The organism is Amycolatopsis sp. CA-161197 (assembly GCF_050942255.1).
GTDB lineage: Bacteria > Actinomycetota > Actinomycetes > Mycobacteriales > Pseudonocardiaceae > Amycolatopsis.
In genome coordinates, this window is sequence record NZ_CP192059.1 from 1441791 (window position 1) to 1466151 (window position 24361).

Sequence of the window (24361 nt, forward strand, 5' to 3'; positions counted from 1 at the left end):
GTACGGCGTTGTTCAGGCTGGTTGAGGCACGCATGTGGTCAGGGACCGTGCCTGCGGACGGTGGCGTCCCGGGCAGGCCCCGAGCCGACACCGTACTGCAGGATATCCGCACACCCCGACAGCTTCCGCGCGCTCGGGCCCCGGTGTGGCGAGAGTCCCGTGGTTCAGGGGTGCCGAGAGGGGAGTGCGCCGGGTCACCCGCATGGTCACTATGGAATACTTCTTTCCCGCGAGCAGTTGTGCAGGCAAGGAAGCAAGAACCACGAACTACCCGGCTGAGGAGCGGTCATGCAGTTCGGAATCTTCTCGGTGGGCGACGTCACGACCGACCCCACCAACGGCACCACGCCGTCGGAGCACGAGCGCATCAAGGCGATGGTCCGGATCGCCCTCAAGGCCGAAGAGGTCGGCCTCGACGTGTTCGCGACCGGTGAGCACCACAACCCGCCGTTCGTCCCCTCGTCGCCGACGACGATGCTCGGTTACATCGCCGCGCAGACGAAGACGATCACGCTCTCGACGTCCACGACGCTGATCACCACCAGCGACCCGGTGAAGATCGCCGAGGACTTCGCGATGCTGCAGCACCTGGCCGACGGTCGCGTGGACCTGATGCTGGGCCGCGGCAACACCGGCCCCGTGTACCCGTGGTTCGGGCAGGACATCCGCCAGGGCATCCCGCTCACCATCGAGAACTACGCGCTGCTGCGCCGCCTCTGGCGCGAAGAGGTCGTGGACTGGGAAGGCAAGTTCCGCACGCCGCTGCAGGGCTTCACCTCCACGCCGCGCCCGCTGGACGACGTGCCCCCGTTCGTGTGGCACGGGTCCATCCGCAGCCCGGAGATCGCCGAGCTCGCCGCGTACTACGGCGACGGGTTCTTCGCCAACCACATCTTCTGGCCGACGTCGCACTACCAGCAGCTGATCGGCTTCTACCGCCAGCGCTACGAGCACTACGGTCACGGCAAGGCCGACCAGGCCATCGTCGGGCTGGGTGGGCAGGCCTTCATCCGGCCGAAGTCGCAGGACGCGTGGAACGAGTTCCGGCCGTACTTCGACAACGCGCCGGTGTACGGGCACGGCCCCTCGATGGAGGACTTCACGTCGCAGACGCCGCTGACCGTCGGCAGCCCGCAGGAGGTCATCGACAAGACGCTGACCTTCCGCGAGCACTTCGGCGACTACCAGCGCCAGCTGTTCCTGATGGACCACGCCGGCCTGCCGCTGAAGACCGTGCTGGAGCAGCTCGACCTGCTCGGCGAGCAGGTGGTGCCGGTGCTGCGCAAGGAGCTCGAGTCGATGCGCCCCGCGCACGTGCCGGACGCGCCGACCCACGAGTCGCTGAAGGCCGCCCGCGACGCCGAAGAAGCGACTGAAGAAGCCGCCGAAGAAACCCGCGTCTGAACCCCTTTCCCGGAAAGAAGAAGGCAGAAATGACCGCACGCACCATCGCCGTGGTCACCGCCGGGCTGAGCCAGCCGTCGTCGACGCGGCTGCTGGCCGACCGGCTGGCGGACGCGACGCGCACCGCACTGGGTCCCGACACGGTGGTCGAGGTGATCGAGCTGCGCGACACCGCCGTGGACGTCACCAACAACCTGCTCACCGGTTTCCCCAGCCCGAAGCTGAAGGAAGTCATCGACACGGTGACGCACGCCGACGGTCTCATCGTCGTCACGCCGGTCTTCACCGCCTCCTACAGCGGGATGTTCAAGTCCTTCTTCGACGTCCTGGACAAGGAAGCACTCGACGGCAAGCCGGTGCTGATCGCCGCGACCGGTGGTACGGAACGGCATTCGCTCGTGCTGGACTTCGCGTTGCGGCCGCTCTTCGCTTACCTGCGCGCGATTCCCGTGGCGACGGGCGTGTACGCCGCTTCGTCGGACTGGGGCAGCGCGAGCGCGACCGGCACGCTGCAGCGGCGCGTCGAGCGTGCGGCGGGCGAGCTGGCGGCGGCGGTTTCGGCCGCACCTGAGGCGAAGGCTTCGGACGAGCTGACGTCGCTGCCGTTCGAGCAGCTGCTCGCAGGCGAGGGCTTTTAGCCGACCTTCCGTGAAGGGCGCCTCGAGGGATTTCCCCCGAGGCGCCCTTCACGGCGTTCCGGGGGAGATCTCGGTCAGCCGGCGGCGCAGGAAGCGGCGGTCGGCTTCGTTGCCGGCCAACGCGAGCGCCGCGCGGTAGGCGGCCGCGGCTTCTTCGCAGCGGCCCAGCCGGCGCAGCAGATCGGCGCGCGTCGCCGGCAGCAGGTGGTAGCCGTCGAGGTCGCCCGCCATCGCGTCGACGAGCGCCAGGCCGGCGGCCGGACCGTCGGCCATCGCCACGGCCACCGCGCGGTTGAGCTGCACCACCGGCGACGGCACGCGCTTCGCGAGTTCCCCGTACAGCGCGGCGATCTGCGGCCAGTCGGTGTCCGCCGCGGTGGCGGCGGCCGCGTGGCAGGCCGCGATGGCCGCCTGGAGCTGGTACGGGCCGGGGGAGCCGCGGTGCAGCGCCGTGTCCACGAGGGCGAGGCCTTCGTCGATCGCCGCCGCGTCCCAGCGGGCGCGGTCCTGGTCCTCCAGCGTCACGAGGTCTCCGTCGGCGTCGAGCCGCGCGCCGCGGTGGGAGTGCTGGAGCAGCAGCAACGCCAGCAGGCCCTCGATCTCGGGCTCGGCGGGCATGAGCTCCAGCAGCGTGCGGGTGAGCCGGATGGCCTCGACGCACAGGTCGTGGCGTGCGGCCGCGTCGCCGGCGGTCGCGGCGTAACCCTCGTTGAACAGCAGATACAGCACGCCGAGCACGGCGGCCGTGCGTTCCGGCAGCAGGTGCGCGGGTGGCACGCGGTACGGGATGCCGGCTTCGCGGATCTTGCGTTTCGTGCGCACGAGCCGTTGCGACATCGTCTGCTCGCTCACGAGGAACGCGCGGGCTATCTCCGCCGTCGTCAGGCCGGCGAGCGTCCGCAGTGTGAGCGCGACGCGGCCTTCGAGTGGCAACGCGGGGTGGCAGCACGTGAACATGAGCCGCAGCCGGTCGTCCTGGACACCGCTGGGGTCGGCTTCGGGTTCCTCCGTCGGCGCGAGGGCGGCGACTTCGCGCAGCTTCGCGGCTTCCGTCGTGCTGCGTTTGAGGCGCGTGAGGGCGTGGTTGCGCGCGGTGGTGGTGAGCCACGCCGCCGGCCGCCGGGGCACTCCGTCGCGCGGCCAGCGTTCCAGTGCCCGAGCCAGCGCCTCCTGCACGCACTCCTCGGCCAGGTCCCAGTCGCCCGTCAGCCGGATCAGCGTGGCCACCACACGGCCGCCCTCCTCGCGGAAGGCGGCCGTGACCGCGGCTTCGACGCTCAGGGCGTTTCCCCGGGCCAGAGCCACAGCGGGCGGACCTCGATCGGCCCGTACTTCGCGGCGGGGTGCTTCGACGCCACCTCGACGGCCTCGTCGAGGTTTTCGCACTCCAGCAGGTCGAAGCCGAGGATCTGCTCCTTCGTCTCGGCGAACGGCCCGTCGGACAGCAGCACCTCGCCGTCGTTCACGCGCACGGTGGTCGCCATGCTCGCGGGCCGCAACCGGTTGCCGGTCAGGCGCACGCCCCGCCCGTCCATCTCGTTCACCCAGGCCTCGGTGGCCGTGTCCATCGGTTCGTCGGGCACCGGCCGGGAGTCCTCGTGGCTCCGTCCGCAGATCAGCATCATGTAGCGCATCGGCTAGCCCTTCTCTCTGGTGGTTTCCTACCGCGCCGTGGGCGCGGGGTCGAGCTGTTTCGTCTCTGCGACCACCGGGGAGCGCCTGGACCGACAGGGCCCCGCGAGATTTTTAGTTAAGCATCTACTTGACTATTGGGCGAGCCGGGCGCATGGTTAAGCACATGGTTGACCATCAGCTCGACCGGGTGTTCCAGGCGCTCGCCGACGCGACCCGGCGCGAGCTCGTGGCGCGGCTGGTCACCGGACCCGCCGCGGTGAAGGAGCTGGCGCAGCCGTTTGCGATGTCGCTGCCCGCCGTGATGCAGCACCTGCGGGTGCTCGAGTCGTGCGGGCTGGTGGCTTCGGAGAAGGCCGGCCGGGTCCGCACGTACCGGCTGGAACCGGCAGGCCTGCGCTTGGCCGAGCAGTGGCTGGGCGAGCAGCGCACCGGCTGGGAACACCGGCTCGACCGTCTCGGTGGCTTTCTGACCACCGACCGACAGGAAGGGAACACGTCATGACCGACGTCAAACATTCCACGTTCACTCTCGAACGCCGTTACCCTGCGCCGCCAGCGCGTGTCTTCGCCGCGTGGGCCGATCCGGCCGCGAAGGCGAGCTGGTTCGGCGCGGCCGAGCACTCGCTGGACTTCCGCGTCGGCGGCCGGGAGACCAACCGCAGCGGCGACCTCAGTTTCACGGCCGACTACCACGACATCGTCGACGGCGAACGCATCGTCTACTCCGGGGCCCTGAGCGGTCCCGCGGGCCTGGCGACGGTCTCGGTCACCACGGTCGAGCTCGTCCCGGACGGCGACGGCACGCGGTTGGTGCTCACCGAACAGGGCACGTTCCTCGACGGACACGAGGAGCCGGCGTGGCGCGAGCAGGGCACGGGTGACTGGCTCGACAAGCTCGGCGCGCACCTCGGCGCGCAGGCCTGACGCCCGGTCCTCGGCCGGTCCCAGCCGTTCACGGTCGGTCCACTTCGGACGCGTGCGCGGGGGCGGTCCGGAGTTTCTCCGGGCGCCCGGTCCGTGAGCCAGGCACACTGGCTGAAACGGACAGGAGGGGGCCGCGTGGAACTCGGCAAACCGGTGAAGCAGGCGTTCGCCGCGGTGGTGGGCGGCTTGCTGTTCCTCGTCGGGGTCGCGTTGCTGGTGCTGCCGGGACCCGGGTTGCTGCTGGTGCTCGCGGGTCTGGTGGTGCTGGCCTCGCAGTTCCCGGCGCTGGAACGGTTCGTCGACCCGGTGCGCACGCGGGCGATGAAGGCCGCCGAGGACAGCGTGGCCTCGCCGCTGCGGATCGCGGGTTCGGTGCTCGCCGGCCTGGCGCTCTTCGCCGCCGGCATCGTGTGGGGCACGGTCGACTGGCTGCCGTTCAGCGGCTGGAGCACCGGGTCGAGCATCATCCTCTCCGGGGTCATCCTGTTCGCCCTGCTGATCTGGAGCTACCGGCGGGTCAAGTCCCGTGAGGGGGAGGCGCGTCCGGCGCCCGCCGGGCAGAATCCGGGTATGACCACTTCGGACTCCCCGCAGGTGCCGGCCGCGATCCAGCAGTTCGTGGACGCCACCAACAAGGCCGACGCCGAGAGCTTCGTCGACGCCTTCACCTCCGACGCGTTCCTCGAGGACTGGGGACGCAAGTTCCACGGCCACGAAGGTGTGCTGAGCTGGAACGAAACCGACAACATCGGGGTCGGGGCGAACTTCACCGTGAAGGGCATCAAGCCCGGCAAGGGCGCGGACAACTACGTCCTCACGCTCGGCGTGAAGAGCAACCGCTTCAACGGCACCGGCACGATGACGATCGACCTGCGCGACGGAAAGATCGCCAGCCTCGTCATCTCCTGACCCGTTCTTACCCAGGCTCGCGGGCGTTCGGGAAGCCGGACGCCCGCGAGCCGGTGCGAGCTGGGCCACAGTGTCGGCTCAACAGACCGATGGTTCTTTATCGCCCTCTCGGCGGGTTAACAGACTGCTGGGCTGCTAACCTCAGGCCTGTGAGCACCGGTTTTCAGCGCGCCCGCCGCCCCGAGCAGGTCGAGGCCCGGCGCGCCACGATCCTCGCGACGGCCACGGCGATGCTGCGCGAACGGCCGGTCGCCGACATCAGCCTGCGGGAGCTCAGTGACCGCGTCGGGCTCGCGAAGTCCAACGTGCTGCGCTACTTCGACAGTCGCGAAGCGATCTTCCTCGAGGTGCTCGACGAGGCGTGGCAGCGGTGGCTGGACGCCACTGCGCGGGCGCTCACCGCCGTGTCGGTCGACGGACCCGGTTTCGTGCGCGAGGAACGCGTGGCCGCGACGATCGCCCGCACGCTGCGGGAAGACCGGCTGCTGTGCGAGCTGGTCAGCTCCATGGCGTCGGTGCTGGAGCGCAACATCTCCGTGGACACCGCGCGCAGCTTCAAACACCGCGCGGCCGCCAACATCGACCGGCTGGCCGGCTTGGTGCGCGACGAGGTCCCGGAGCTCTCGCCCGCCGGCGCGGCGCACTTCGCGGGCGCGGTGTTCGTGATCGTCGCCGGCCTGTGGCCCTACGCCAACCCGACCGAGGCCGTCGCGACGGCCAGCGCGGAGCTGGGCGTCGCGCCGGGCGCCGACTTGTTCGCGGAGAACCTCACCGAGGGCCTGGCGAACCTCCTGGCCGGTCTCGTCGCCCGACGTCGTTGAGGTCGCGCGACTCCAGGATCCGCCGCGGGTAGCCGTCGGCCGCGACGGAGATCATCGCGCGCCCGAGCACCTCGGTCGTGATGAACATCGCCGGGAGCCGTTGGAGCAGTGGGAAAAGCGGCGTTGTGACGCGGTACATCACGCGGTACAGCGGCGTTTTCGACGTGATGCCGTGCTGCGGCTGGATGAACCCGGGCCGGAACGCGTACGCGTCGAGCGGCAGCCGCGCCAGCGCGTTTTCGGTGGCGCCCTTGACCCGCGCCCACCGCACGCGGCCGCGTTCCGAGCTGTCGGTGCCGGCGCCGGAGACGTAGATGAAGGTGGCGTTGGGCCGTGCCGTCGCGTAGGTGCGGCCGACGGAAAGCGTGAGCTGGTAGGTGATCCGCTCGTACTCCTGCGCCGGCATCCCGGCCGAGGAGACGCCGAGGCAGAAGAAGCACGCGTCGTACTCCGCGAGCTGCTCGGCGTGCGGGCCGAGGTCGTCGAGATCGTCGGGCACCAGCTCCGTCACCTTCGGGTGCTCGGTGCTGGTCGCCGTCCGCCCGACGGTGAGCACCTGCTCCACGCGTTCGTCCAGCAGGCACTCCCGCAACGCGCCCTGGCCGACCATCCCGGTCGCCCCGAACAGCACGACCTTCACGCTTCACGCACCGGCAGCAGCCCGCGCTCGCCGAAGACCTTCTTCGCCACGGCGGTCGCGTTGAGCGCCTTCGGGAACCCGCAGTACCCCGCCGACTGCAGCAAGGCCTCGACGATCTCCGCGGGAGTCAGGCCGACGTTCAGCGCCGTCCCGATGTGCAGCTCCAGCTGCGGCTCGCACCCGCCCATCGCGGTCAGCATGCCGATCGTCAGCAGCTGCCGGTCCCGCGGCGCGAGCGCCGGCCGCGAGTAGATCTCGCCGAACCCCCACGACACGATCTGCCGCGCCAGCTCGGGCGCGACGTCACCCAGCCCGTCCAGCACCTTCTGGGCACTGCCTTCGTTCACGGCGTTCATGGTCTCGAGGCCGAGTGCGTAACGCTCTTCTTCGGTCATGCTCCGACCGTATGGGATCGTCGGTTACCGCGCGGCGGATTGCACGGCGAGGTTCGCCCTCCGGGCCACCGCGAAGTCGAGCTTGCGGACGCGGCGGTCGTAGGTGAGGAAACCGTTGACTTCCTTCTCGACGTCGGTGAGCTGCGTGTAGACGGCGGCGGACAGGCCGCGGCGGACCTCGGTGCCGAGCCGCTGCTGGAGCTCGACGTAACGCCTGGTCAGGGCCGCGCTGTCGGGTTCCATCTCGTAGGCGAAGCTGCCGGGCGGGTCGAACTCGTGGCCGCGGACCTTCAGGCCCAGGCCGCCGTATTCGCCGTCGACGGTGGCGCGGACGGGGTCGAGCGGTGGGGTGCCGGGGCCGGGGTAGGTGTGGTCGTCGAGGAGGTCGCCGTGACCGGTGTCGGGTTGGGAGCGGCAGCAGTTGACGCCGGATTCGGCGTCGACGAGGCGCGTGGGGTCCCAGGCGGCGATCTCGTCGGCGACGCGAGCGACGTCGAAGTCGCCCCAGCCCTCGTTGAAGGGGACCCATGTGACGATGGACGGGAACGAGCGGTGCTGGTCGATCACCCGGTGCAGCTCGATCTCGAAGTTCGCGCGGGCCTGGGGTGCCGGGGTGACGTTCTCCGTCATCGCCGGCATGTCCTGCCAGACGAGGAGGCCGAGGCGGTCGGCGTGGTAGTACCAGCGGTCGGGTTCGACCTTGAGGTGCTTGCGGACCATCGTGAAGCCGAGGGCTTTTTCCTGCTGCAGATCGAATTCCAGGGCGGCGTCGGTGGGGGCAGTGTACAGGCCGTCGGGCCAGAACCCCTGGTCGAGCGGGCCGAGCTGGAAGAACGGCTTGCCGTTGAGCAGGATGCGGTGGTTCTCGACCGCGACGGACCGGACGCCGAAGTAGGAGCCGACGGTGTCCCCTGTGGACAGTGTGACGCGCAGGTCGTAGAGGAACGGGTCGTCGGGTGACCACAGCCGGGGGTGGCCGACGGTGAGCGTGGTGGGGTGGCCTGCGGTGCCTTCGGCCTGGGCGACGATGTGGCCGTGGTCGGAGGCGGTGGCGCGGAAGGGCGTGCCGTCGGCGCCTTGGACGGTGAGGGTGACCTCACCGGTCGTGGTGTTCGAGGTGGTGTCCACGCGGGTGATGTGCACTGGTCTCACCGGTTCCAGCCAGACGGTCTGCCAGATTCCCGACGACGGCGTGTAGAAGACTCCGGCGCCCGGCGCGCGTTGTTTGCCGAGCGGCTGGCCATCACCGGTCGTGTCCGTGACGCCGACGACGAGCTCCTGTGGGCCGGTGGTCAGGGCGTCGGTGATGTCGGCGCTGAAAGAGTCGTAGCCGCCGGCGTGGCGAGTGACTTCGTGGCCGTTGACGTACACGGTGGTGTCGTAGTCGACGGCTTGGAAGTGCAGCAGGATCCGTTGGGAGCGCCAGGGTTCCGGGATATCGAAGGTGCGGCGGTACCACATGTGGGTCTCGTGGCGCATGATGCCGGAGAGGGCCGATTCGACGGGGTAGGGGACGAGAATCTTCTCGTGCAGCTGCCGTCCGAAGGGTGGCTCGGCGGTGAGGGCCGGCTCGAATTCCCAGACGCCGTTGAGGTTCTGCCACGCGTCGCGGGTGAGCTGCGGACGCGGGTACTCGGGCAACGCATTGGTGGGGGAGACCGCGTCCGTCCACGGTGTACTCAACGGCGGCGTCTGCCGGTGCCACTCCGGTTGCGCGACGGGGGTGACGCCGGAAAGTCCGAACAGCAGCACCGCGAGAACTACGGCAGGACGCACCATCGTCGGAACCTCCGGGTCGCTTGATGATCATCTCTACCGGGCGCGGCCGCGGATGTAAATCGCTCAGTCCGGCACGACCAGCCGGACGGCCAGCACGACGATCACTACGCTCGACACCAACGCGGTCCCCAACCGTCCCCGACGGCCGGCGAGCACGCGGCCCAGCAACACCCCGCCACCCGCGAGCAGCAGCTGCCAGCTCGCCGACGCGACGAACGCGGCCAGCGCGAACACCGCGCCCGACGCCGTACCGCCGACCACGATGGCCGTGAAGTACACGATCGTTGCCGGATTCAGCAGGGTGAGACCGAGAAAACTCAGGTACGCACGAGCTGGTCCCGGCGGCGCGGCCTCGGCTTCGGGCGTTTCGCCGGCGCGGTACCTCCGCCACCCGCCCACCGCGGTGTGCGCCGCGAGCACCACGAGCACCACCACCGACGCCCACCGCAACGGCCCCGCCACCGGCACCAGCACCGGCGCGAGCGCCGCCCCACCACTCACCGCGACGACGGCGTAGACGCCATCCGCACTGGCCACCCCGAGCGCCGCCGCGACGGCGACCCGCACCGACGTCCGCGCCGCCAGCCCCACCAGCACCGCCCCGACGGCCCCCACCGGCACGGCGATCCCGTACCCCGCGAGCGCCCCGGCGACCAGCGCCGCCGTCACGACCGCGCCCGATCACACCCCCGTGGCGCGCCCTGCTGCCCACGCCGCACCCGGACGGGGGCGAGGGGCGTGGCGTGCGGCGCGGTGGTTGTGGTCATGCGGGGAAGCCTGACCGTGGAGGGGGTGGTGGGCAACCGATTTTCACCGTGCAGGGCCACGATGGTGCCGGTGCCTGACGGGTGTGCGGAGCCGGAGATCGTTCCTGTGTGAGACGTTCCGCAGCTGCCGTATTACCGCTTCGGCCAGTTCCAGAAGGTGGTGAGCCCTGTGTTCGGAAAGGACGCTGGCGCCGGACCTCGCTGGTCGCTCGGGTATGCGGGCGGTGCAGGGGATCGGCCGATGATGTCGGAAGGTTGTGCTCGCTGCGAGCGGTGCTGGGCTGCTTGCGCGCGACGGCGTGCTTTGCCCGGCAGCGCTTCCGCTGCGACGAGTCCAGCGCGCCGTGATCGAAGCATCGACCGCCGAGGTGGCCGCCGCCTTACCGCTTCGGCCAGTGCCACGAGGGCCGGTCCAACCGCCCCTGTCCGGAAAGGACAGTGGCGCCGAAGTCCTTTTCGAGTTCCAGCAGGGCTGCGCCCGTGGAGTCCAGGGCGCGGACCAGTGGTTGGGAGTGTGACACCACCACAAGTTGCGCGCGGCGGGCTGTTCGGGTGATCAGCGCCGCCAGGGCCGGCAGGAGTTCCGGGTGCAGGCTTGTCTCGGGTTCGTTGAGGACCAGCAGTTCCGGCGGCCGTGGGCTCAGCAACGCGGCGACCCACAGCAGGTACCGCAACGTCCCGTCCGAAAGTTCGGCCGCCGTGAGGGGGCGAAGCAGCCCGTGCTGCTGGAACCGCAGTTCGAAACGGCCGTCGGCTGACGTGATGTCCACCGAGGCGCGGGGGAAGGCGTCCTGAACGGCGGACTCCAGGGCCCCGGCGTCGCCCGACTCCTGGATCGTACGCAGGGCCGCGGCGAGGTCGGCGCCGTCGTGGTCGAGGACGGGGGTGCGGGTGCCGATGCGGGATTCGCGGGCCGGGGCGGTGGCGTCGGTGCGGAAGTGGTCGTAGAAGCGCCACGCGCGGATGCGTTCGCGCAGCAGGAGGAGCTCCGGGGCGGGGAAGGAGCTCAGCATGCTGTCCGTCAGGCCGATGGGCTGCGGCTCGGGCGGCCACGCGCCGGTCGAGTCGCGGACGCGCAAGGTCGGGCCCGCGCGGTCGGCGAGCAGGGTGCGCGGGGACAAGGCCGGGCCGGACCACACGCATTCGCGCTTGAACTCCGGGTCGAGGGAGAACATCGACGAGCTCGGGATCGGCAGCCCGAGGTCCAGGGCGTAGCCGAACTCGTCGCCCGAGAACCCCAGCCGCAGGCCGACCGCCTGGGTGCGGCGCGTGCCCTGCACGGGAGCGCGCCCGGAACGGACCGCGCGCCCGATGGCCTCCGGGCCGGCCCACAGCGTGGAGGGCAGGCCGCCTTCGCGGGCCAAAGCGGCCACGGCGCCGTTGTGCGCGGCGTCGGCCAGCAGACGCAGGGCGCGGTAGAGGCTCGACTTTCCGCTTCCGTTCGCGCCCGTCACCACCGTCAGCTCCGACATCGGCAGCACCAGATCACGCAACGACCGGTAGTTCTCCACGGCAAGGGTTTTCAGCACCCGGCCGACGCTATCCGCCGCCACCGACAGATAACGATCGTGACTACGAAGCGGCCGACCCCGGGTGCTCCCACCTGCGGCTCTCACGGTCAGTTGTCAAATTAATTCTGCCCGTGTTCGCGGCCGCTGGACTCTGGGGCCTATTCGTCAGATCTTTGTCCGCGAGCTCGTTGACACCGTCGAACGGCGAGGTAAGAATCTCGTTTCACATATCCTATAGGATCTGCGGTCCGGAAGAGGTGTCTGTGGTGGCAGCAAGGCGAAAGGTCGTCGTCCCGGGATGCGGGACGGCGATCGGTCACCGCCGCCGGCCGGCCGGTGCTTCGCGAAGAACGCCGGCAACGAGTGACTTTCCGCGCCAGGACCTCCGATGTCTGGGCGCGCTCAGCGACTGAAGCCCACCCCCGAAGTGGCTGAAGTCAGCAGGAACTCCGGGCGGCGCGCGGGCCGTCCGGTGCCAAGGTCCGACCTCGAAGGAGTGGTCATGCCAACATCGGGCAGAACCGGGAGACGGAAGTTCGCCGTGCTCACCGGGATCGCGGCCTCGGTGCTGACGCTTTCGGCGATCCAGATCCCCGCCTCCGCCGCACCCACGCAGAACACCCCGAACATCCAGAACACCCAGAAAAGCACCCAAATCGCCCAGAAGCCCTACATGGGCTGGAGCAGCTGGAGCCTCGAGTCCACCAACTACCCCGGCGTGAACCCGACCGGCGGCGGCAGCTGGCTCAACGAAGCACACGTGCTGCAGCAGGCCGACATCCTGGCCGCGAAGTTCAAGCAGCATGGCTACGAGTACGTCAACATCGACGCCGGCTGGGTGGGCTCCTTCGACCAGTACGGCCGCCCGGTCGTCGACGCGAAGAAGTTCCCCGACGGCATGAAGTACGTCGCCGACTACGTGCACAAGAAGGGCCTCAAGCTCGGCTCCTACCTCGCGGTCGGCCTGGACCTCAAGGCCTACAACGACGGCAACTCGCCGATCTTCGGCACCACCGACTGCCACACGCGTGACCTGGTCTACCCCGACCTGCGCCAGACCAGCGGCTGGGACAACCAGTCGTACCAGATCAACTTCGCCAGCCCCTGCGCCCAGGCCTACATCCAGTCCGAGGCCGACGTGCTCGCCGGCTTCGGCGTCGACTTCCTCAAGCTCGACGGCGTCGGCCCGGGTTCGTTCAAGGGCGACGCGGCGCACGACAACACCCCCGACGTGAAGGCGTGGTCGGCCGCGCTGAAGAAGACCGGCCGCCCGATGCAGTTCGTATTGTCGTGGTCGTTGTCGCACAACCAGATCGGCACCTGGAAGGCCAACTCCAACGGCTGGCGCATCGACACGGACGTCGAGTGCTACTGCGACACCCTCGTCACCTGGAACAACTCGGTGAAGGGCCGCTGGAACGACGTCGTGCAGTACATCCCCGACGCCGGCCCGGGCCACTGGAACAACCTCGACTCCCTCGACGTCGGCAGCGGCAAGATGGACGGCATCACCGAGGCCGAGCGCCAGAGCTACATGACGTTCTGGGCCATCGAATCCGCGCCGCTCTACCTGGGTGACGACCTCACGCAGCTCGACGACTACGGCACCAAGCTGCTCACCAACGACGAGGTCATCGCCGTCGACCAGGCCGGTGTGCCGGCCAAGCCCGTGAGCCAGAAGAGTGACCAGCAGGTCTGGTACGCCCGCAACGCCGACGGCAGCTACACGGTGGCGCTGTTCAACCTCGGCTCCGCCCCGACGTCGGTCACCGCGAACTTCGGCGACTTCGGCCTCACCGGCGCGGCCAAGGCCCGTGACCTCTGGAGCCACCAGGAACTGGGGCTGAGGAACGGTTCCTTCACCGCGACTCTGCCCGTCCACGGCTCGAAGCTGCTGCGCCTGACCCCGGTCAACCCGGTGCAGGTCTCGGCCCCGGCCGTCGTCCACGGCACGGCCTCGACCCCGACCAGCGTCTCGCTGGCCTGGGACGCGTCGGCGAGCAAGCTCGCCCCGGTGACCGGCTACGACGTGCTCGCCGACGGCCGCAAGGTCGCCTCGGCGAGCGGCACCAGCACGACCGTCAACGGCCTCAAGCCTTCGGCGTCGTACACCTTCACGGTGGTCGCCCACGACCGCCTCGGCCGCAGCTCCGCCGCGAGCACCGCGGTGTCCTACGTGACGCCCGCCGCGACCGGCCCCGTCGTCTACGAGGCGGAGAACGGCAGCCCCGGCGGCGGCGCGACGGTGTACGACTGCGCCTGCTCCGGCGGCAAGAAGGTCGGCTACATCGGTGGCAGCGGCTTGCTGACCATGAACAACATCAAGGTCGCCGCCGAAGGCACGTACCTGGTGAAGCTCGGTTACGTCGACGGTGACACCAGCCGCTCGGCCGTGGTCACGGTCAACGGCAGCTCGTTCCGGCTCCCCGCGCCGGGCACGAACGACAACGACTGGAACACCGCACGCACGATCACGGTGCCGATCTACCTGATGGCCGGCAACAACCAGGTCATCTTCGGCAACCCGAGCGACAGCGTGTTCGACGTGGACCAGCTGACCGTCTGACAACCCCGTGGGTGGCGGTGAAAGCCGCCACCCACGGACACGAGTGAGGAGACGCCGTGGTGGTGACCACGCACAACAACAGCCTTCCCGTGCGAGGCGCCGCCGCGGCGTCCCGGGTGGACAGACCGCGCAGGACCCGGCCTGGCGCCGCCGCGCACCGGCACGACGCCAAGATCGCGTGGCTGCTCGTGCTGCCGGCGATCCTCGGGTTCGGCGTGTTCTTCGCCTACCCGACCTTCCGCGGCATCTACCTGAGCTTCACCGAGTTCCACGTGCTGTCCGCTCCGAAGTGGATCGGCCTGGCCAACTTCACGGAGCTCATCAGCGACGGTGTGTTCTGGAAGTCGCTGCTCGTCACGATCTACTTCGTGGTGCTGTCCGTGGTCCTCGGCATGCTCGTGTCGCTGCTGACCGCCGTGATCCTGCACCGGCTCGCGGCCTCCACGACCGTGCGCGGCCTGCTGATCCTGCCGTTCCTGATCTCCGGCGTGGTCACGGCGCTCACGTGGTCACTGCTGCTCGACCCGAGCCTCGGCATCCTCAACGTGCTGATCACCAAGATCTTCGGCCACCCCGTGCTGTTCCTCGGTTCCGGCGGCTGGGCCGTGCCGACGCTGGCCGCGATCAACGTGTGGAAGTCCATGGGCTACAACGCGGTGCTGATCTTCGCGGGCCTGCAGACGATCCCGGCCACGATCTACGAGGCCGGCCGCATCGACGGCGCGAGCGAGGTGCAGATGTTCCGCCGCCTCACGATCCCGTTGCTGCGCCCGATCCTCGTGATGGTCGTGATCCTTACGGTGATCAGCTCGTTCCAGATCTTCGACATCGTGGCCGTGACCACGCAGGGCGGGCCGGAGAACGCGTCCAACGTGCTGCAGATGTACATCTACAACAAGGCGTTCCGCCAGTTCGACTTCGGCTACGCGGCCACGATGTCGCTCGCGTTGTTCGTCCTCCTCATCGCCATCACGTTCACGCAGCTGCGCATGGCGCGCGCCAACGAATCCGACACGAACTAGGGCAGGGACATGGTTACGCTGACTCGACCGGCACCCGCCCGCACACGCAAGCCCGTGTCCGTGGGCCGCATCCTCGCCTGGGCCTACGTCGTGGTGATCCTGCTGGTCACGATCTTCCCGTTCTACTGGATGCTGCGCACCGCGCTGTCCAACAACTACTCGCTCTCCACCGACCCGTCGTCGTTCTTCCCGGTCGACTTCACCTTCGGCGCGTTCAAGCGCGCCCTCGGGCTGGCGTCGCCGGCCGAAGCCGCGGCGCAGGGCGGTTCCGGCGCGTCGCTCGGCCTGACGCTGGCGCTGCGCAACTCGATCATCTACGCGGCCCTGCTCACCGTGTGCACGGTGTTCTTCTCCGCCATCGCGGCCTACGCCTTCGCGCGGCTGCACTGGCGCGGGCGCAACACCGTGTTCTCCATCCTGCTCACGGCGCTGATGGTGCCGCAGGTGCTCACGCTGCTGCCGAACTTCGTGCTGGTGAAGGACCTGGGCCTGCTCAACACGTTCGCCGGCCTGGTGCTGCCCAACGCGTTCTTCTCGGCGTTCAACATCTTCTTCCTGCGCCAGTTCATGCTCGGGCTCTCCACCGAGATCGAGGAAGCCGCGATCATCGACGGCGCCGGACCGCTGCGCGTGTGCTTCCGGATCGTGCTGCCGATGTGCTCGGCGCCGATCGCGACGCTCGCGTTGCTGACCTTCATCAACACCTGGAACGACTACTTCTGGCCGTTGCTTGTCTCGTCCGACACGTCCACGAGCCCGCTGACGCTGGCGCTGGCGGTGTTCAAGCAGTCGTCGCCGCAGGAGGCGCTCGACTGGTCGGGCCTGATGGCCGCGACCATCATCGCCGCGCTGCCGATGCTGCTCGTGTTCATGGTGTTCGGCAGGCGGATCGTGAACTCCATCGGGTTCACCGGGCTCAAGTGAGAGAACTGCTGTGACGAACGAAGATCTGTGCCTCGGCTGGGCCGCGCCCGCGGTCGAGTGGACCGAGGCGAGCCCCGTGGGCAACGGCCGGCTCGGCGCGATGGTGTTCGGCGGCGCCGGCCGTAGCCGCGTGCAGCTCAACGACGCGACGGTCTGGTCCGGCACTCCCGCCGGCCCGGTCGACGCGCTGGCGGACGTCGTCGCCGCCGGTGCCGGACCGCAGCGGCTGGCGGAGGTCCGCGAGGCCGTGCGAGCGCGGGACTACCGGCGGGCCGAAGCGTTGCTGATGTCGTTCGAGGGGCCGTACAGCCAGGAGTTCCTGCCGTGGGGCGACGTCTGGGTGACGCTGCCGGACGGCGAGAGCCGCGGCCGTCAGCTCAACCTGGCCAACGGTGTGGTCAGCGAACGACTGTCCGTTGGTGGGACCACTGTGGACCGTGCGGTGTGGGCGAGCCGGCCCGCCGGCGCGCTGGTGATTTCCCTGACGGCGTCGGCGCCCGTCGACCTCGCCGTGGAGCTGAGCACGCCCCTGCGTGAGGTCACGCGGCTCGTCGAGGACAGCGGGATCACGCTCGGGATCGAGCTGCCGGTGGACGGCGCCCCGAAGCACGAACCGGAGGTCGCCGAGCCGCTGCGCTACGCCGACCGGGCGCGGCCGGGCTACGACCCGTTCGGCGCGCTCGCTCTGCGGCTCGACGCGGACGGCGCAGTGTCCACTGTGGATGGCACGCTCAGCGTGGCCGGAGCGACGCGGTTGCTGCTGACGATGGCCAGCTCCACCAACGCCGCCGACGTCTGGTCCGGCACGGCACCCCGGTCCCGCGAACGCCACCAGGCCGTGGCCGCCGGAACCGCCGCGACCGCGTTGGCCGAGGGCGCCGATGAGCTCTTGCGAAAGCACGAAGCCGACCTCCGGCCGTTGCTCGCGGCGGCGAGCCTGCAGTTCGGGCACCACCGTGCGGGCACCTACGACGTGGCCGCCGACGTCCTGTCCGGAAAGGACGAACAGCTCACCGCCACGGTGATGTTCGCCTACGGCCGCTACCTGCTGGCCACGTCGTCCCGGCCCGGTGCGCCGCCCGCGAACCTGCAGGGCATCTGGAACGAAGAGCTGCGCCCGGCGTGGTCGTCGAACTACACCGTGAACATCAACACCGAGATGAACTACTGGGCCGCCGAGACGACCGGGCTCGGCGAGTGCCACACGCCGCTGTTCGACCTGCTGGGCAAGCTCGCGGTGACGGGCGCCGACGTCGCCCGGGAGCTCTACGGCACCCGCGGCTGGGTCACCCACCACAACACCGATCCGTGGGGCTGGGCTCTGCCGGTGGGCATGGGCCACGGCAACCCGTCGTGGGCGATCTGGCAGATGGGCGGCGCGTGGCTCGTTCAGCACGCCTGGGACCACTACGACTTCACGCGCGACGCCGCGTTCCTGCGCGAGACGGCGTGGCCGCTGCTCAAGGGCTGCGCCGAGTTCTGCCTCGACTGGCTCACCGAAGGCCCGGACGGGTTCCTCGACACGATCCCCTCGACGTCACCCGAGAACCTGTTCGTCTCCGAGGCCGGAGAGCCCGAGTCGCTGACCTGGTCGGTGACGATGGACACTGCGCTGATCCGCGCGGTCTTCTCGCGCACGCTCGCGGCGGCCGAAGCGCTCGGCATCGAGCACCCGGTGGCGGCCGAGATCACCGCGGCGTTGCCGCGCCTGCGTCCGCTGCGCGTGACCGACGGCGGCTGGCTCGCGGAGTGGGCCGAGGACCTGCCCGAGCAGGACCCGAAGCACCGGCACATGTCGCAGATGATCGCCGTGTACCCGCTCGACCAGATCACCGCCGGTGCGGAGCTGGGCGCGGCGGCGACCGCGTTGCTGGACCGCCGTGGCCCGGGCGCGATGGGCTGGTCGTGGGCGTGGAAGATCGCGCTGCGCGCCCGGCTCGGCGACGGGGACACCGCGCGTTCGCTGCTTTCCGAGGCGACGCAGCCGTTCACCGGCGACCGCCACCGCGACGCGCCCGTGGACGGCTCCGAGTGGGGCGGGCTGCTGCCCAACCTGTTCAGCACCCACCCGCCGTTCCAGATCGACGGCAACTACGGCTTTCCGGCCGGGCTCGCGGAGCTCGTGGTGCAAAGTCACGCCGGCGCGATCGACCTGCTGCCCGCGTTGCCCTCGGCGTGGCCGGACGGCACGGCCCGCGGGCTTCGGGCGCGCGGCGGACTGGCAGTGGACGTCACCTGGCAGACCGGGAAGGTCGTGTCGGCTCGGGTGACGCGGTTGTCCGGCGATGCCGGCGACGACGTCGTGGTCCGGTGGCCCGGCGGCGGCACGACGGTCAAGGTCGCCGTCGGCGAAGTGTCCGAATTGGACGGTGAGTTCTGATGTTGACCGACCTGCCGCCGGCGCAGCTGCGGACGTACACGAGCGCGTACCGGGCCCCGGAAGACTTCGACGAGTTCTGGCGGGAAACCCTCGCGGAGACGGCGAAGTACGAGCTCGACCTCACCGTCACCCCGGTCGAGACCGTGCTGCGGACACTCGACGTGTTCGAGGTGACCTACGCCGGCTTCGGCGGCCACCCCATCCACGCCTGGCTGCGCGTGCCCAGGAACCAGCCCGGTCCGTTGCCCGCCGTCGTGCAGTTCCACGGCTACGGCAGCGGCCGCGGCAGCGCGCTCGAGGAGCTGGTCTGGGCTTCCGCGGGCTACGCGCAGCTGCAGGTCGACGTCCGCGGCCAGGGCGGCGCGCACGCGGGCGGCACGACCGGCGACCCGGTGGGCAGCGGCCCGTCGTTCCCGGGATTCCTGACCCGCGGGATCACCAGCCGGGAAACGTACTTCTACCGTCGCGTGTTCACCGACGCGGCGCGCGCGGTGGAGGCCGCGCGGGCGCTCGAGGTCGTCGACCCGGACCGGGTCGCGGTGGCGGGCAACAGCCAGGGCGGCGGGATCGCCCTGGCCGCGGCGGCGCTCGTGCCGGACGTCGCGGCGCTCTACGCGCAGGCGCCGTTCCTGTGCGACCTCCGGCGCGCCTCGCTGATCGCGGGCAAGGCGCCGTACACCGAGCTCGCCGGTTACCTGGCCGCACAACGGCACGAGGTCGAGCGGACGTTCGAAGTGCTGTCCTATTTCGACGGTGTCGGCTTCGCGAGCCGCGCCACCGCCCCGGCGCACTTCTCGATCGGGCTGATGGACGACATCGTCCCGCCGTCGACGGTTTTCGGTGCCTACAAAGCTTATCGCGGCCCGAAACACCTCGACGTGTGGGAGTACAACGGGCACGAGGCCGGCGGGGGCCAGGACCTGGAGAACGTGCTGGCCACGTTCGCGTCGCTGCTCAAGCCGGGCAGCTGAAAGTCAGTTTTGAAATCCCTCAAGTTTTAAATCCACAGTGGAGTGGAGAAGCGTCCCGAGTGGCGCGGAAGCGAGGAAACCCATGAAGATCCGCACTTGGGCCGCCACCGGGCTGGCGGCGGTGCTCGGAGCAGTGCTGGCCGGCTGCGGCGGTGGCTCGGCCGACGCCGGCGGCAACACCGTGAACTGGTGGACCTGGGACGACCACCAGGCCGCCGCCTACCAGGTGTGCGCCGACGCGTTCCAGAAGGCCAACCCCGGCACCACGGTGAAGATCTCCCAGTACACCGTGGCCGACTACTTCACGAAGCTCACCGCCGGCTTCGTCGCGGGCACCGCGCCCGACGCGTTCCAGGACAGCGTGCAGTACCTGCAGGCCTACGCGAGCCAGCACCAGTTGCTGCCGCTCGACGACTACATCAAGAAGGACAACTTCGATCTGAAGAAGTTCTCCGTGGGCGTCAACTCGTGGAAGTTCACCGACGGCAAGCAGTACGGCCTGCCGCTCGACTGGGCCTCGGCCGGTCTCTACTACAACACCGACGCCCTCACCAAGGCCGGCTACACCGCCGCCGACGTGCAGAACCTCAGCTGGAACCCCGACGACGGCGGCACCTTCGACAAGATGGTGGCGCACCTGACCGTCGACAAGAAGGGCGTGCGCGGCGACCAGCCGGGCTTCGACAAGAACAACGTCGCCTCCTACGGGATGGGCCAGCTCGCGGCGAAGGACTTCATCGGCCAGGTGACGTTCAGCGCGTTCGCCTCGACGCTGGGCTGGCGTCTCGGTGACAAGCCGGAGTGGCCGACGAAGTTCAACTACAGCGACCCGCGGTTCGTCAAGACCGTGAACTACATCCGCACGCTGACCGACCGCGGTCTCGCGCCGAAGATCGGCACGTTCACCACCGGCGCCGGCCAGGCCACCGTCAGCGACGCCGACCTGATCGGCTCGGGCAAGGTCGCCATGGAGCTCTCGGGTTCCTGGTCCGCGCCGAGCTTCGCGAAGCTGCCGGGCGTGAAGATCGGGATCGCCGCGCCGCCCACCGGGCCCGACGGCAAGACCCGCGCGCTGACGTCGAACTCCAACGGCAACACGATCTGGGCCGGCACGAAGAACCCCGACCTGACCTGGAAGTGGGTCTCGTACATGGGTTCGCAGGAGTGCCAGACGGCGGCCTCGAAGACGGGCACGTTCTTCCCGTCGATCCCGGCTTCGATGGACGCGGCCACCGCGGCCATGAAGCCGCAGGGCGTGGACCTGTCGGTGTTCACCGCGATGCTGAAGAACGGCTCGCTCTACCCGGCCGAGGTGTACGCCAACGGCGCCGCCGTGCAGGCCGCGGAGGAGCCGCTGCTCGAATCGTTCTATTCGCACAACCGCAACGACGACGTGTTCCCCGAAATGGAGAAGCAGAGCGTTTCGCTGCTCGCCAAGAACTAGGAACGCCCGGGAGTCAGGAGTGAGGACATGTCCAGCCCTACGGTGGTCGGCCTGCGGGCCGCCGGCACGAGTTTCGCCGTGGAACTCGGCCGGCCGGTGCCCCGCGTGCTGCACTGGGGCGCCGACCTCGGCGAACTGTCCGAAGTGGACGCCGAGGCACTGCGGCTGACCGCCGGGGGCGCGGTGCTGAACAACGCGCCCGATGTGGCCCGCTCGTTTTCCGTGTGGCCCACGGAGGCGCAGACGTGGTCCGGCACCCCCGCGGTGTCGGGCCACACCGCCGGCCGCGGCGCGGTGCCGCGGCCGGTGCTGCGGGGCTTTTCCCAGGACGACGATGCGTTGACGCTGGAGCTCACCGACGCGTCGTCCGGGCTGGACGTGGAGCTGACCTACCGGCTGACCCCTTCGGGGGTGCTGGAGGTGGCGACCAAGGTGACCCGGCACGTGGACGCGGGCACCGAACCGTACGACCTGGCCGGGGTGGTGGCCGTGCTGCCGCTGCCCCGGCGGGCCGCGGAAGTGCTCGACTTCACGGGCAAGTGGTGCCGCGAACGCAGCCCGCAACGGCAGCCGCTGGCGTTCGGTGGCCACGTGCGCGAGGTGCGCCGCGGCAAGCCGGGCGCGGACTCGCCGTATCTGCTGACGGTCGGCGAGCCCGGGTTTTCCTTCGCCTCGGGCGAAGTCTGGGGCATGCACGTGGCGTGGAGCGGCGACCAGAAGTGGTTCGCCGAGCAGCTGCCCGAAGGCGCGGGCGTGCACGCGAGTGTGCTGGGCGGCGGTGAGCTGCTGCGGCCCGGCGAGGTCCGGCTCGCGGCGGGGGAGTCGTACGTGGCTCCCGTGGTGTGTTTCGCCTGGTCGGACGAGGGGCTCGACGGGCTCGCCGCGCGGTTCCACGCGTACCACCGCGCGCGGGCCGCGCACACGGGCAAGCCGCGGCCGCTGACGTTGAACACGTGGGAGGCCGTGTACTTCGAGCACGACCTCGACCGCCTGCTGGAGCTCACGGAGCTGGCCGCGAAGGTCGGCGTGGAACGGCTCGTGCTCGACGACGGCTGGTTCCGCGGTCGTCGCGACGACACCGCGGGCCTGGGCGACTGGACCGTCGACCGTGCGGTGTGGCCGCAGGGTCTCACGCCGCTGGTGGACCGCGTGCACGCGCTGGGGATGGAGTTCGGGCTGTGGGTCGAGCCGGAGATGGTGAACCTCGACTCCGACACCGCCCGGGAACACCCTTCGTGGCTTCTCGGGCCCGCTGAGCTGGGTGCGCCTTCGCGCAATCAGTACACGTTGAACATCGCGCACCCCGAGGCGTACCAGTACTTGCTGGACTCGCTTGACGCGTTGGTGGGCGAGTACGGCGTCGACTACCTCAAGTGGGACCACAACCGCGAGCTGCACGAGGCGTACGACCGGGTCACGGGCCGGGCGGGCTCGCGCGCCCAGACGCTCGCGCTGTACCGGCTGCTCGACGAGTTGCGAGCCCGCCACCCGCGGCTGGAGATCGAGAGCTGCGCGAGCGGCGGCGGCCGCGTCGACCTGGGGATCCTGGGCCGGACCGATCGCGTGTGGGCGTCGGACTGCATCGACCCGCTGGAGCGGCAGGCGATCCAGCGCTGGACCGCGCAGCTGATCCCGCCGGAGGTGATCGGTTCGCACGTCGGCGCGGAGCGCAGCCACACGACCGCGCGCGTGACGGACCTGTCGTTCCGGCTGGTCACAGCGTTGTTCGGGCACGCCGGGATCGAAGCCGATCTCACGCGCAGCTCGGCTTCGGAGCTGGCCGCGTTCACGGCGTGGGCGCAGCTGTACAAGGAGTTCCGGCCCCTGCTGCACGGCGGGCGCGTGGTTCGCGCGGACCTGCCGGACGCCGACGCCTACCTGCACGGCGTGGTTTCGGAGACGCGTGCCCTGCTCTGCTGGGCGCGGCTGGCGACGGGTGCGGCGGGACAGCCCGGACGCGTGCGGCTGCCGGGACTGGACCCGGCGCGGCTGTATCGCGTGCGGGTGCGGGCAGAAGCCGGGCTGCCGTCGTTGCGAGAGGTCACGGCGCCGGAGTGGTTCACGCGGGCGGTCGACGGGCCTGTCGAACTGCCGGGCACCGTGCTCGCGGTGGCCGGCCTGCCGATGCCGGTCCTGGACCCGGCGCAGGCGCTGCTGCTTGACCTGTCCACTGTGGACCGGTCATGAGGCCGGGCGCGGAGCGCGGGCTCGTCGCGCTGCCGGCCCGGCAGGTGCTCGCCGACGGTGTCTACGAGCAGCTCCGCGCCCTCATCATGAACGACGGCATCGCGCCCGGCGCCCGCGTGAACATCGACGAGATCGCGCGGGAGCTGGGTGTCTCGGGCACGCCGGTGCGGGAAGCGTTGGCGCGCCTGGAATCCGAGGAGCTGGTGAGCCGCCTGCCGTTGCGCGGCTACCGCGTGACCGAGCTGCTGACGCGCCGCGAGGTCGACGACATGTACTCGCTGCGGATGCTGCTGGAGCCGCCGAGCGCCGGGCTGGCCGCGAAGGCGATGTCGGACGATCATTCAGCGGCGCTGCGCGCGGAGCTGGCGACGTGTCCCGCCGCGCCCGCGCACGACGCGTACAGCGACTACAAGGCGCTGACCGCGCACGACGCGCGTTTGCACGAGCTGGTGCTGCGCATCGCGGGGAACGCGGCGGTGGAGCAGGCGTTCGCGCGTACCCACTGCCACCTGCACTTCTTCCGGCTCAACTACAACCAGCCGTTCGGCGAGCAGACGATCTCGGAGCACCGCGCCATCGTCGAGGCCCTCGTGTCGGGCAGCGCGGTCGCGGCGCGCAAGGCGATGGCCGCGCACCTGGACGTGGCGCGCGACCGGCTGTTGTCCCGCATGTGACGCACCCCAATGAGGCGTTCGGTGCGTTGAGCGCACCGAACGCCACATTGGGGTGCTTGAAGCAGGCAGGATCAGTGGGTCAGGACGGGCAGCGTCTCGTAGATGCGCTGCTGCGGTCCGCCGGCGCCCAGCGTGCGGAAACCGTTGGCCCACAGGGAGTTCACGCGGGAGCGTTCCTGCGCGTTGGGGTTGGCGTTGGTGCACGACGGGCCGGGGCCGCCGCCCGACATCAGCTCGGAGCACGGGCCGGAGTAGTGGTCGGGCAGGCCGAGCACGTGGCCGGTCTCGTGGGCGGCGATGCGGGTGTTGTCGTACTGGCGGGCCTGGGCGTAGTCGATGAAGACGGTGCCGGTGCCGTGGCCGTCGCTCTGGGCGTAGGAGCCGCGCGGGTCGTTGCCCTCGACGTAGCGCAGCGAGGCGCCCGAGGAGCGTTCGACCAGCTTGACGTTGGTGACCGAGCGGTTCCAGTTGGCCGCGCCGGCGTTGATCGCCGCGCGGAAAGTCGGCGCGCCGGAGGTGCTGTAGTACACCGTGGTGACGGCCGCGGCCTGGTCGGTGGCGGCCGTGGCGGCGGTGGCCGTGCCGCCGACGAGCGGGGCGGCGGCGACGGCCAGCGCGATGGCGCCGGACAGCAAGAACTTCCTCGACATCGGAAAGCTCCTCGGGTGGGTGAGGGGAGTTTTGCCTGATTTGCGCGCGCTGCGCCGAATCTAGGCAATCAAGCCCTGTTTGTGACCCGACTTTCGTACTGTCCGGAAAGTGGTGATTTA

The 24361-nt window shown here is 70.0% G+C and carries 21 protein-coding genes and 1 pseudogene; 14 read left to right on the forward strand and 8 right to left on the reverse strand.

Annotation, left to right across the window (positions count from 1 at the left end):
• Positions 1-288 precede the first annotated feature (288 nt).
• Positions 289-1404, forward strand: a complete 1116-nt coding sequence (locus ACQPXB_RS07100; protein ID WP_366584440.1) for an LLM class flavin-dependent oxidoreductase — start codon at positions 289-291, stop codon at positions 1402-1404.
• 29 nt (positions 1405-1433) lie between these two features.
• On the forward strand, positions 1434-2042 hold the full coding sequence (locus tag ACQPXB_RS07105) for an FMN reductase (RefSeq protein WP_366584438.1): 609 nt from the start codon (positions 1434-1436) through the stop codon (positions 2040-2042).
• Between the two features lie 48 nt (positions 2043-2090).
• On the opposite strand, the gene ACQPXB_RS07110 is transcribed toward ACQPXB_RS07105, so the two are convergent.
• Positions 2091-3323 carry an RNA polymerase sigma factor gene (locus ACQPXB_RS07110; RefSeq protein ID WP_432856481.1) on the reverse strand — a complete coding sequence of 411 codons (1233 nt, stop codon included), beginning with the start codon at positions 3321-3323 and terminating at the stop codon, positions 2091-2093.
• Positions 3320-3676: a YciI family protein gene (locus ACQPXB_RS07115; RefSeq protein ID WP_432850244.1), complete on the reverse strand. Its 357-nt coding sequence runs from the start codon at positions 3674-3676 to the stop codon at positions 3320-3322. Before ACQPXB_RS07115 ends, ACQPXB_RS07110 begins: the two co-directional genes overlap by 4 nt.
• A 164-nt stretch (positions 3677-3840) precedes the next feature.
• Here ACQPXB_RS07115 and ACQPXB_RS07120 point away from each other — a divergent pair, with 164 nt between their 5' ends.
• The 4 genes and pseudogenes from ACQPXB_RS07120 to ACQPXB_RS07135 all read left to right on the forward strand — a co-directional run bounded on the left by ACQPXB_RS07120 (position 3841) and on the right by ACQPXB_RS07135 (position 6331).
• A complete protein-coding gene (locus tag ACQPXB_RS07120; protein ID WP_366584431.1) occupies positions 3841-4179 on the forward strand; it encodes an ArsR/SmtB family transcription factor in 339 nt (112 codons plus the stop codon).
• Complete coding sequence (locus ACQPXB_RS07125; protein ID WP_432850246.1) at positions 4176-4601, forward strand: SRPBCC domain-containing protein; 426 nt, start codon at positions 4176-4178, stop codon at positions 4599-4601. Before ACQPXB_RS07120 ends, ACQPXB_RS07125 begins: the two co-directional genes overlap by 4 nt.
• 135 nt (positions 4602-4736) lie before the next feature.
• A pseudogene (locus tag ACQPXB_RS07130) lies at positions 4737-5129 on the forward strand (PGPGW domain-containing protein); the annotation flags it as partial.
• 530 nt (positions 5130-5659) lie between these two features.
• On the forward strand, positions 5660-6331 hold the full coding sequence (locus ACQPXB_RS07135; protein WP_432850248.1) for a TetR family transcriptional regulator: 672 nt from the start codon (positions 5660-5662) through the stop codon (positions 6329-6331).
• Here the strand turns inward: ACQPXB_RS07135 and ACQPXB_RS07140 are convergent.
• From ACQPXB_RS07140 to ACQPXB_RS07160, 5 genes are all read right to left on the reverse strand, one after another.
• Positions 6279-6971, reverse strand: coding sequence for an epimerase (locus tag ACQPXB_RS07140; protein WP_432850250.1), 693 nt, complete (start codon positions 6969-6971; stop codon positions 6279-6281). The two genes, ACQPXB_RS07135 and ACQPXB_RS07140, sit on opposite strands and share 53 nt — an antisense overlap.
• Positions 6968-7366, reverse strand: coding sequence for a carboxymuconolactone decarboxylase family protein (locus ACQPXB_RS07145; protein WP_366584424.1), 399 nt, complete (start codon positions 7364-7366; stop codon positions 6968-6970). Before ACQPXB_RS07145 ends, ACQPXB_RS07140 begins: the two co-directional genes overlap by 4 nt.
• Before the next feature lie 24 nt (positions 7367-7390).
• Entirely contained in the window at positions 7391-9145 is a 1755-nt protein-coding gene (locus ACQPXB_RS07150; protein WP_432850252.1) for a glycoside hydrolase family 2 protein, read from the reverse strand.
• Positions 9146-9208: 63 nt separating this feature from the next.
• Entirely contained in the window at positions 9209-9814 is a 606-nt protein-coding gene (locus ACQPXB_RS07155; protein WP_366584420.1) for a LysE family transporter, read from the reverse strand.
• 478 nt (positions 9815-10292) lie between these two features.
• Positions 10293-11441 carry an AAA family ATPase gene (locus tag ACQPXB_RS07160; protein WP_432850255.1) on the reverse strand — a complete coding sequence of 383 codons (1149 nt, stop codon included), beginning with the start codon at positions 11439-11441 and terminating at the stop codon, positions 10293-10295.
• A gap of 484 nt (positions 11442-11925) precedes the next feature.
• Here ACQPXB_RS07160 and ACQPXB_RS07165 point away from each other — a divergent pair, with 484 nt between their 5' ends.
• From ACQPXB_RS07165 to ACQPXB_RS07200, 8 genes are all read left to right on the forward strand, one after another.
• Positions 11926-13989, forward strand: coding sequence for a fibronectin type III domain-containing protein (locus tag ACQPXB_RS07165; RefSeq protein ID WP_432850257.1), 2064 nt, complete (start codon positions 11926-11928; stop codon positions 13987-13989).
• 56 nt (positions 13990-14045) lie between these two features.
• Complete coding sequence (locus ACQPXB_RS07170) at positions 14046-15011, forward strand: carbohydrate ABC transporter permease (protein WP_386949199.1); 966 nt, start codon at positions 14046-14048, stop codon at positions 15009-15011.
• A 9-nt stretch (positions 15012-15020) separates the two neighbouring features.
• Complete coding sequence (locus ACQPXB_RS07175) at positions 15021-15935, forward strand: carbohydrate ABC transporter permease (protein WP_366584412.1); 915 nt, start codon at positions 15021-15023, stop codon at positions 15933-15935.
• Between the two features lie 10 nt (positions 15936-15945).
• The gene (locus ACQPXB_RS07180; RefSeq protein WP_432850259.1) at positions 15946-18315 is read left to right on the forward strand and encodes a glycoside hydrolase family 95 protein; all 2370 of its coding nucleotides are present in this window, start codon (positions 15946-15948) and stop codon (positions 18313-18315) included.
• Positions 18315-19286 (forward strand): acetylxylan esterase, encoded by a 972-nt coding sequence (locus ACQPXB_RS07185; RefSeq protein ID WP_432850261.1) that lies wholly within the window; start codon positions 18315-18317, stop codon positions 19284-19286. Before ACQPXB_RS07180 ends, ACQPXB_RS07185 begins: the two co-directional genes overlap by 1 nt.
• Before the next feature lie 82 nt (positions 19287-19368).
• Positions 19369-20730, forward strand: coding sequence for an ABC transporter substrate-binding protein (locus ACQPXB_RS07190; protein WP_432850263.1), 1362 nt, complete (start codon positions 19369-19371; stop codon positions 20728-20730).
• Between the two features lie 27 nt (positions 20731-20757).
• Positions 20758-22917, forward strand: a complete 2160-nt coding sequence (locus ACQPXB_RS07195; RefSeq protein WP_432850265.1) for an alpha-galactosidase — start codon at positions 20758-20760, stop codon at positions 22915-22917.
• Positions 22914-23591: a GntR family transcriptional regulator gene (locus ACQPXB_RS07200; protein ID WP_366584402.1), complete on the forward strand. Its 678-nt coding sequence runs from the start codon at positions 22914-22916 to the stop codon at positions 23589-23591. The genes ACQPXB_RS07195 and ACQPXB_RS07200 overlap by 4 nt, the downstream gene beginning before the upstream one ends.
• Positions 23592-23662: 71 nt before the next feature.
• On the opposite strand, the gene ACQPXB_RS07205 is transcribed toward ACQPXB_RS07200, so the two are convergent.
• Positions 23663-24241 (reverse strand): snapalysin family zinc-dependent metalloprotease, encoded by a 579-nt coding sequence (locus ACQPXB_RS07205; RefSeq protein WP_432850267.1) that lies wholly within the window; start codon positions 24239-24241, stop codon positions 23663-23665.
• Between the last annotated feature and the right edge of the window lie 120 nt (positions 24242-24361).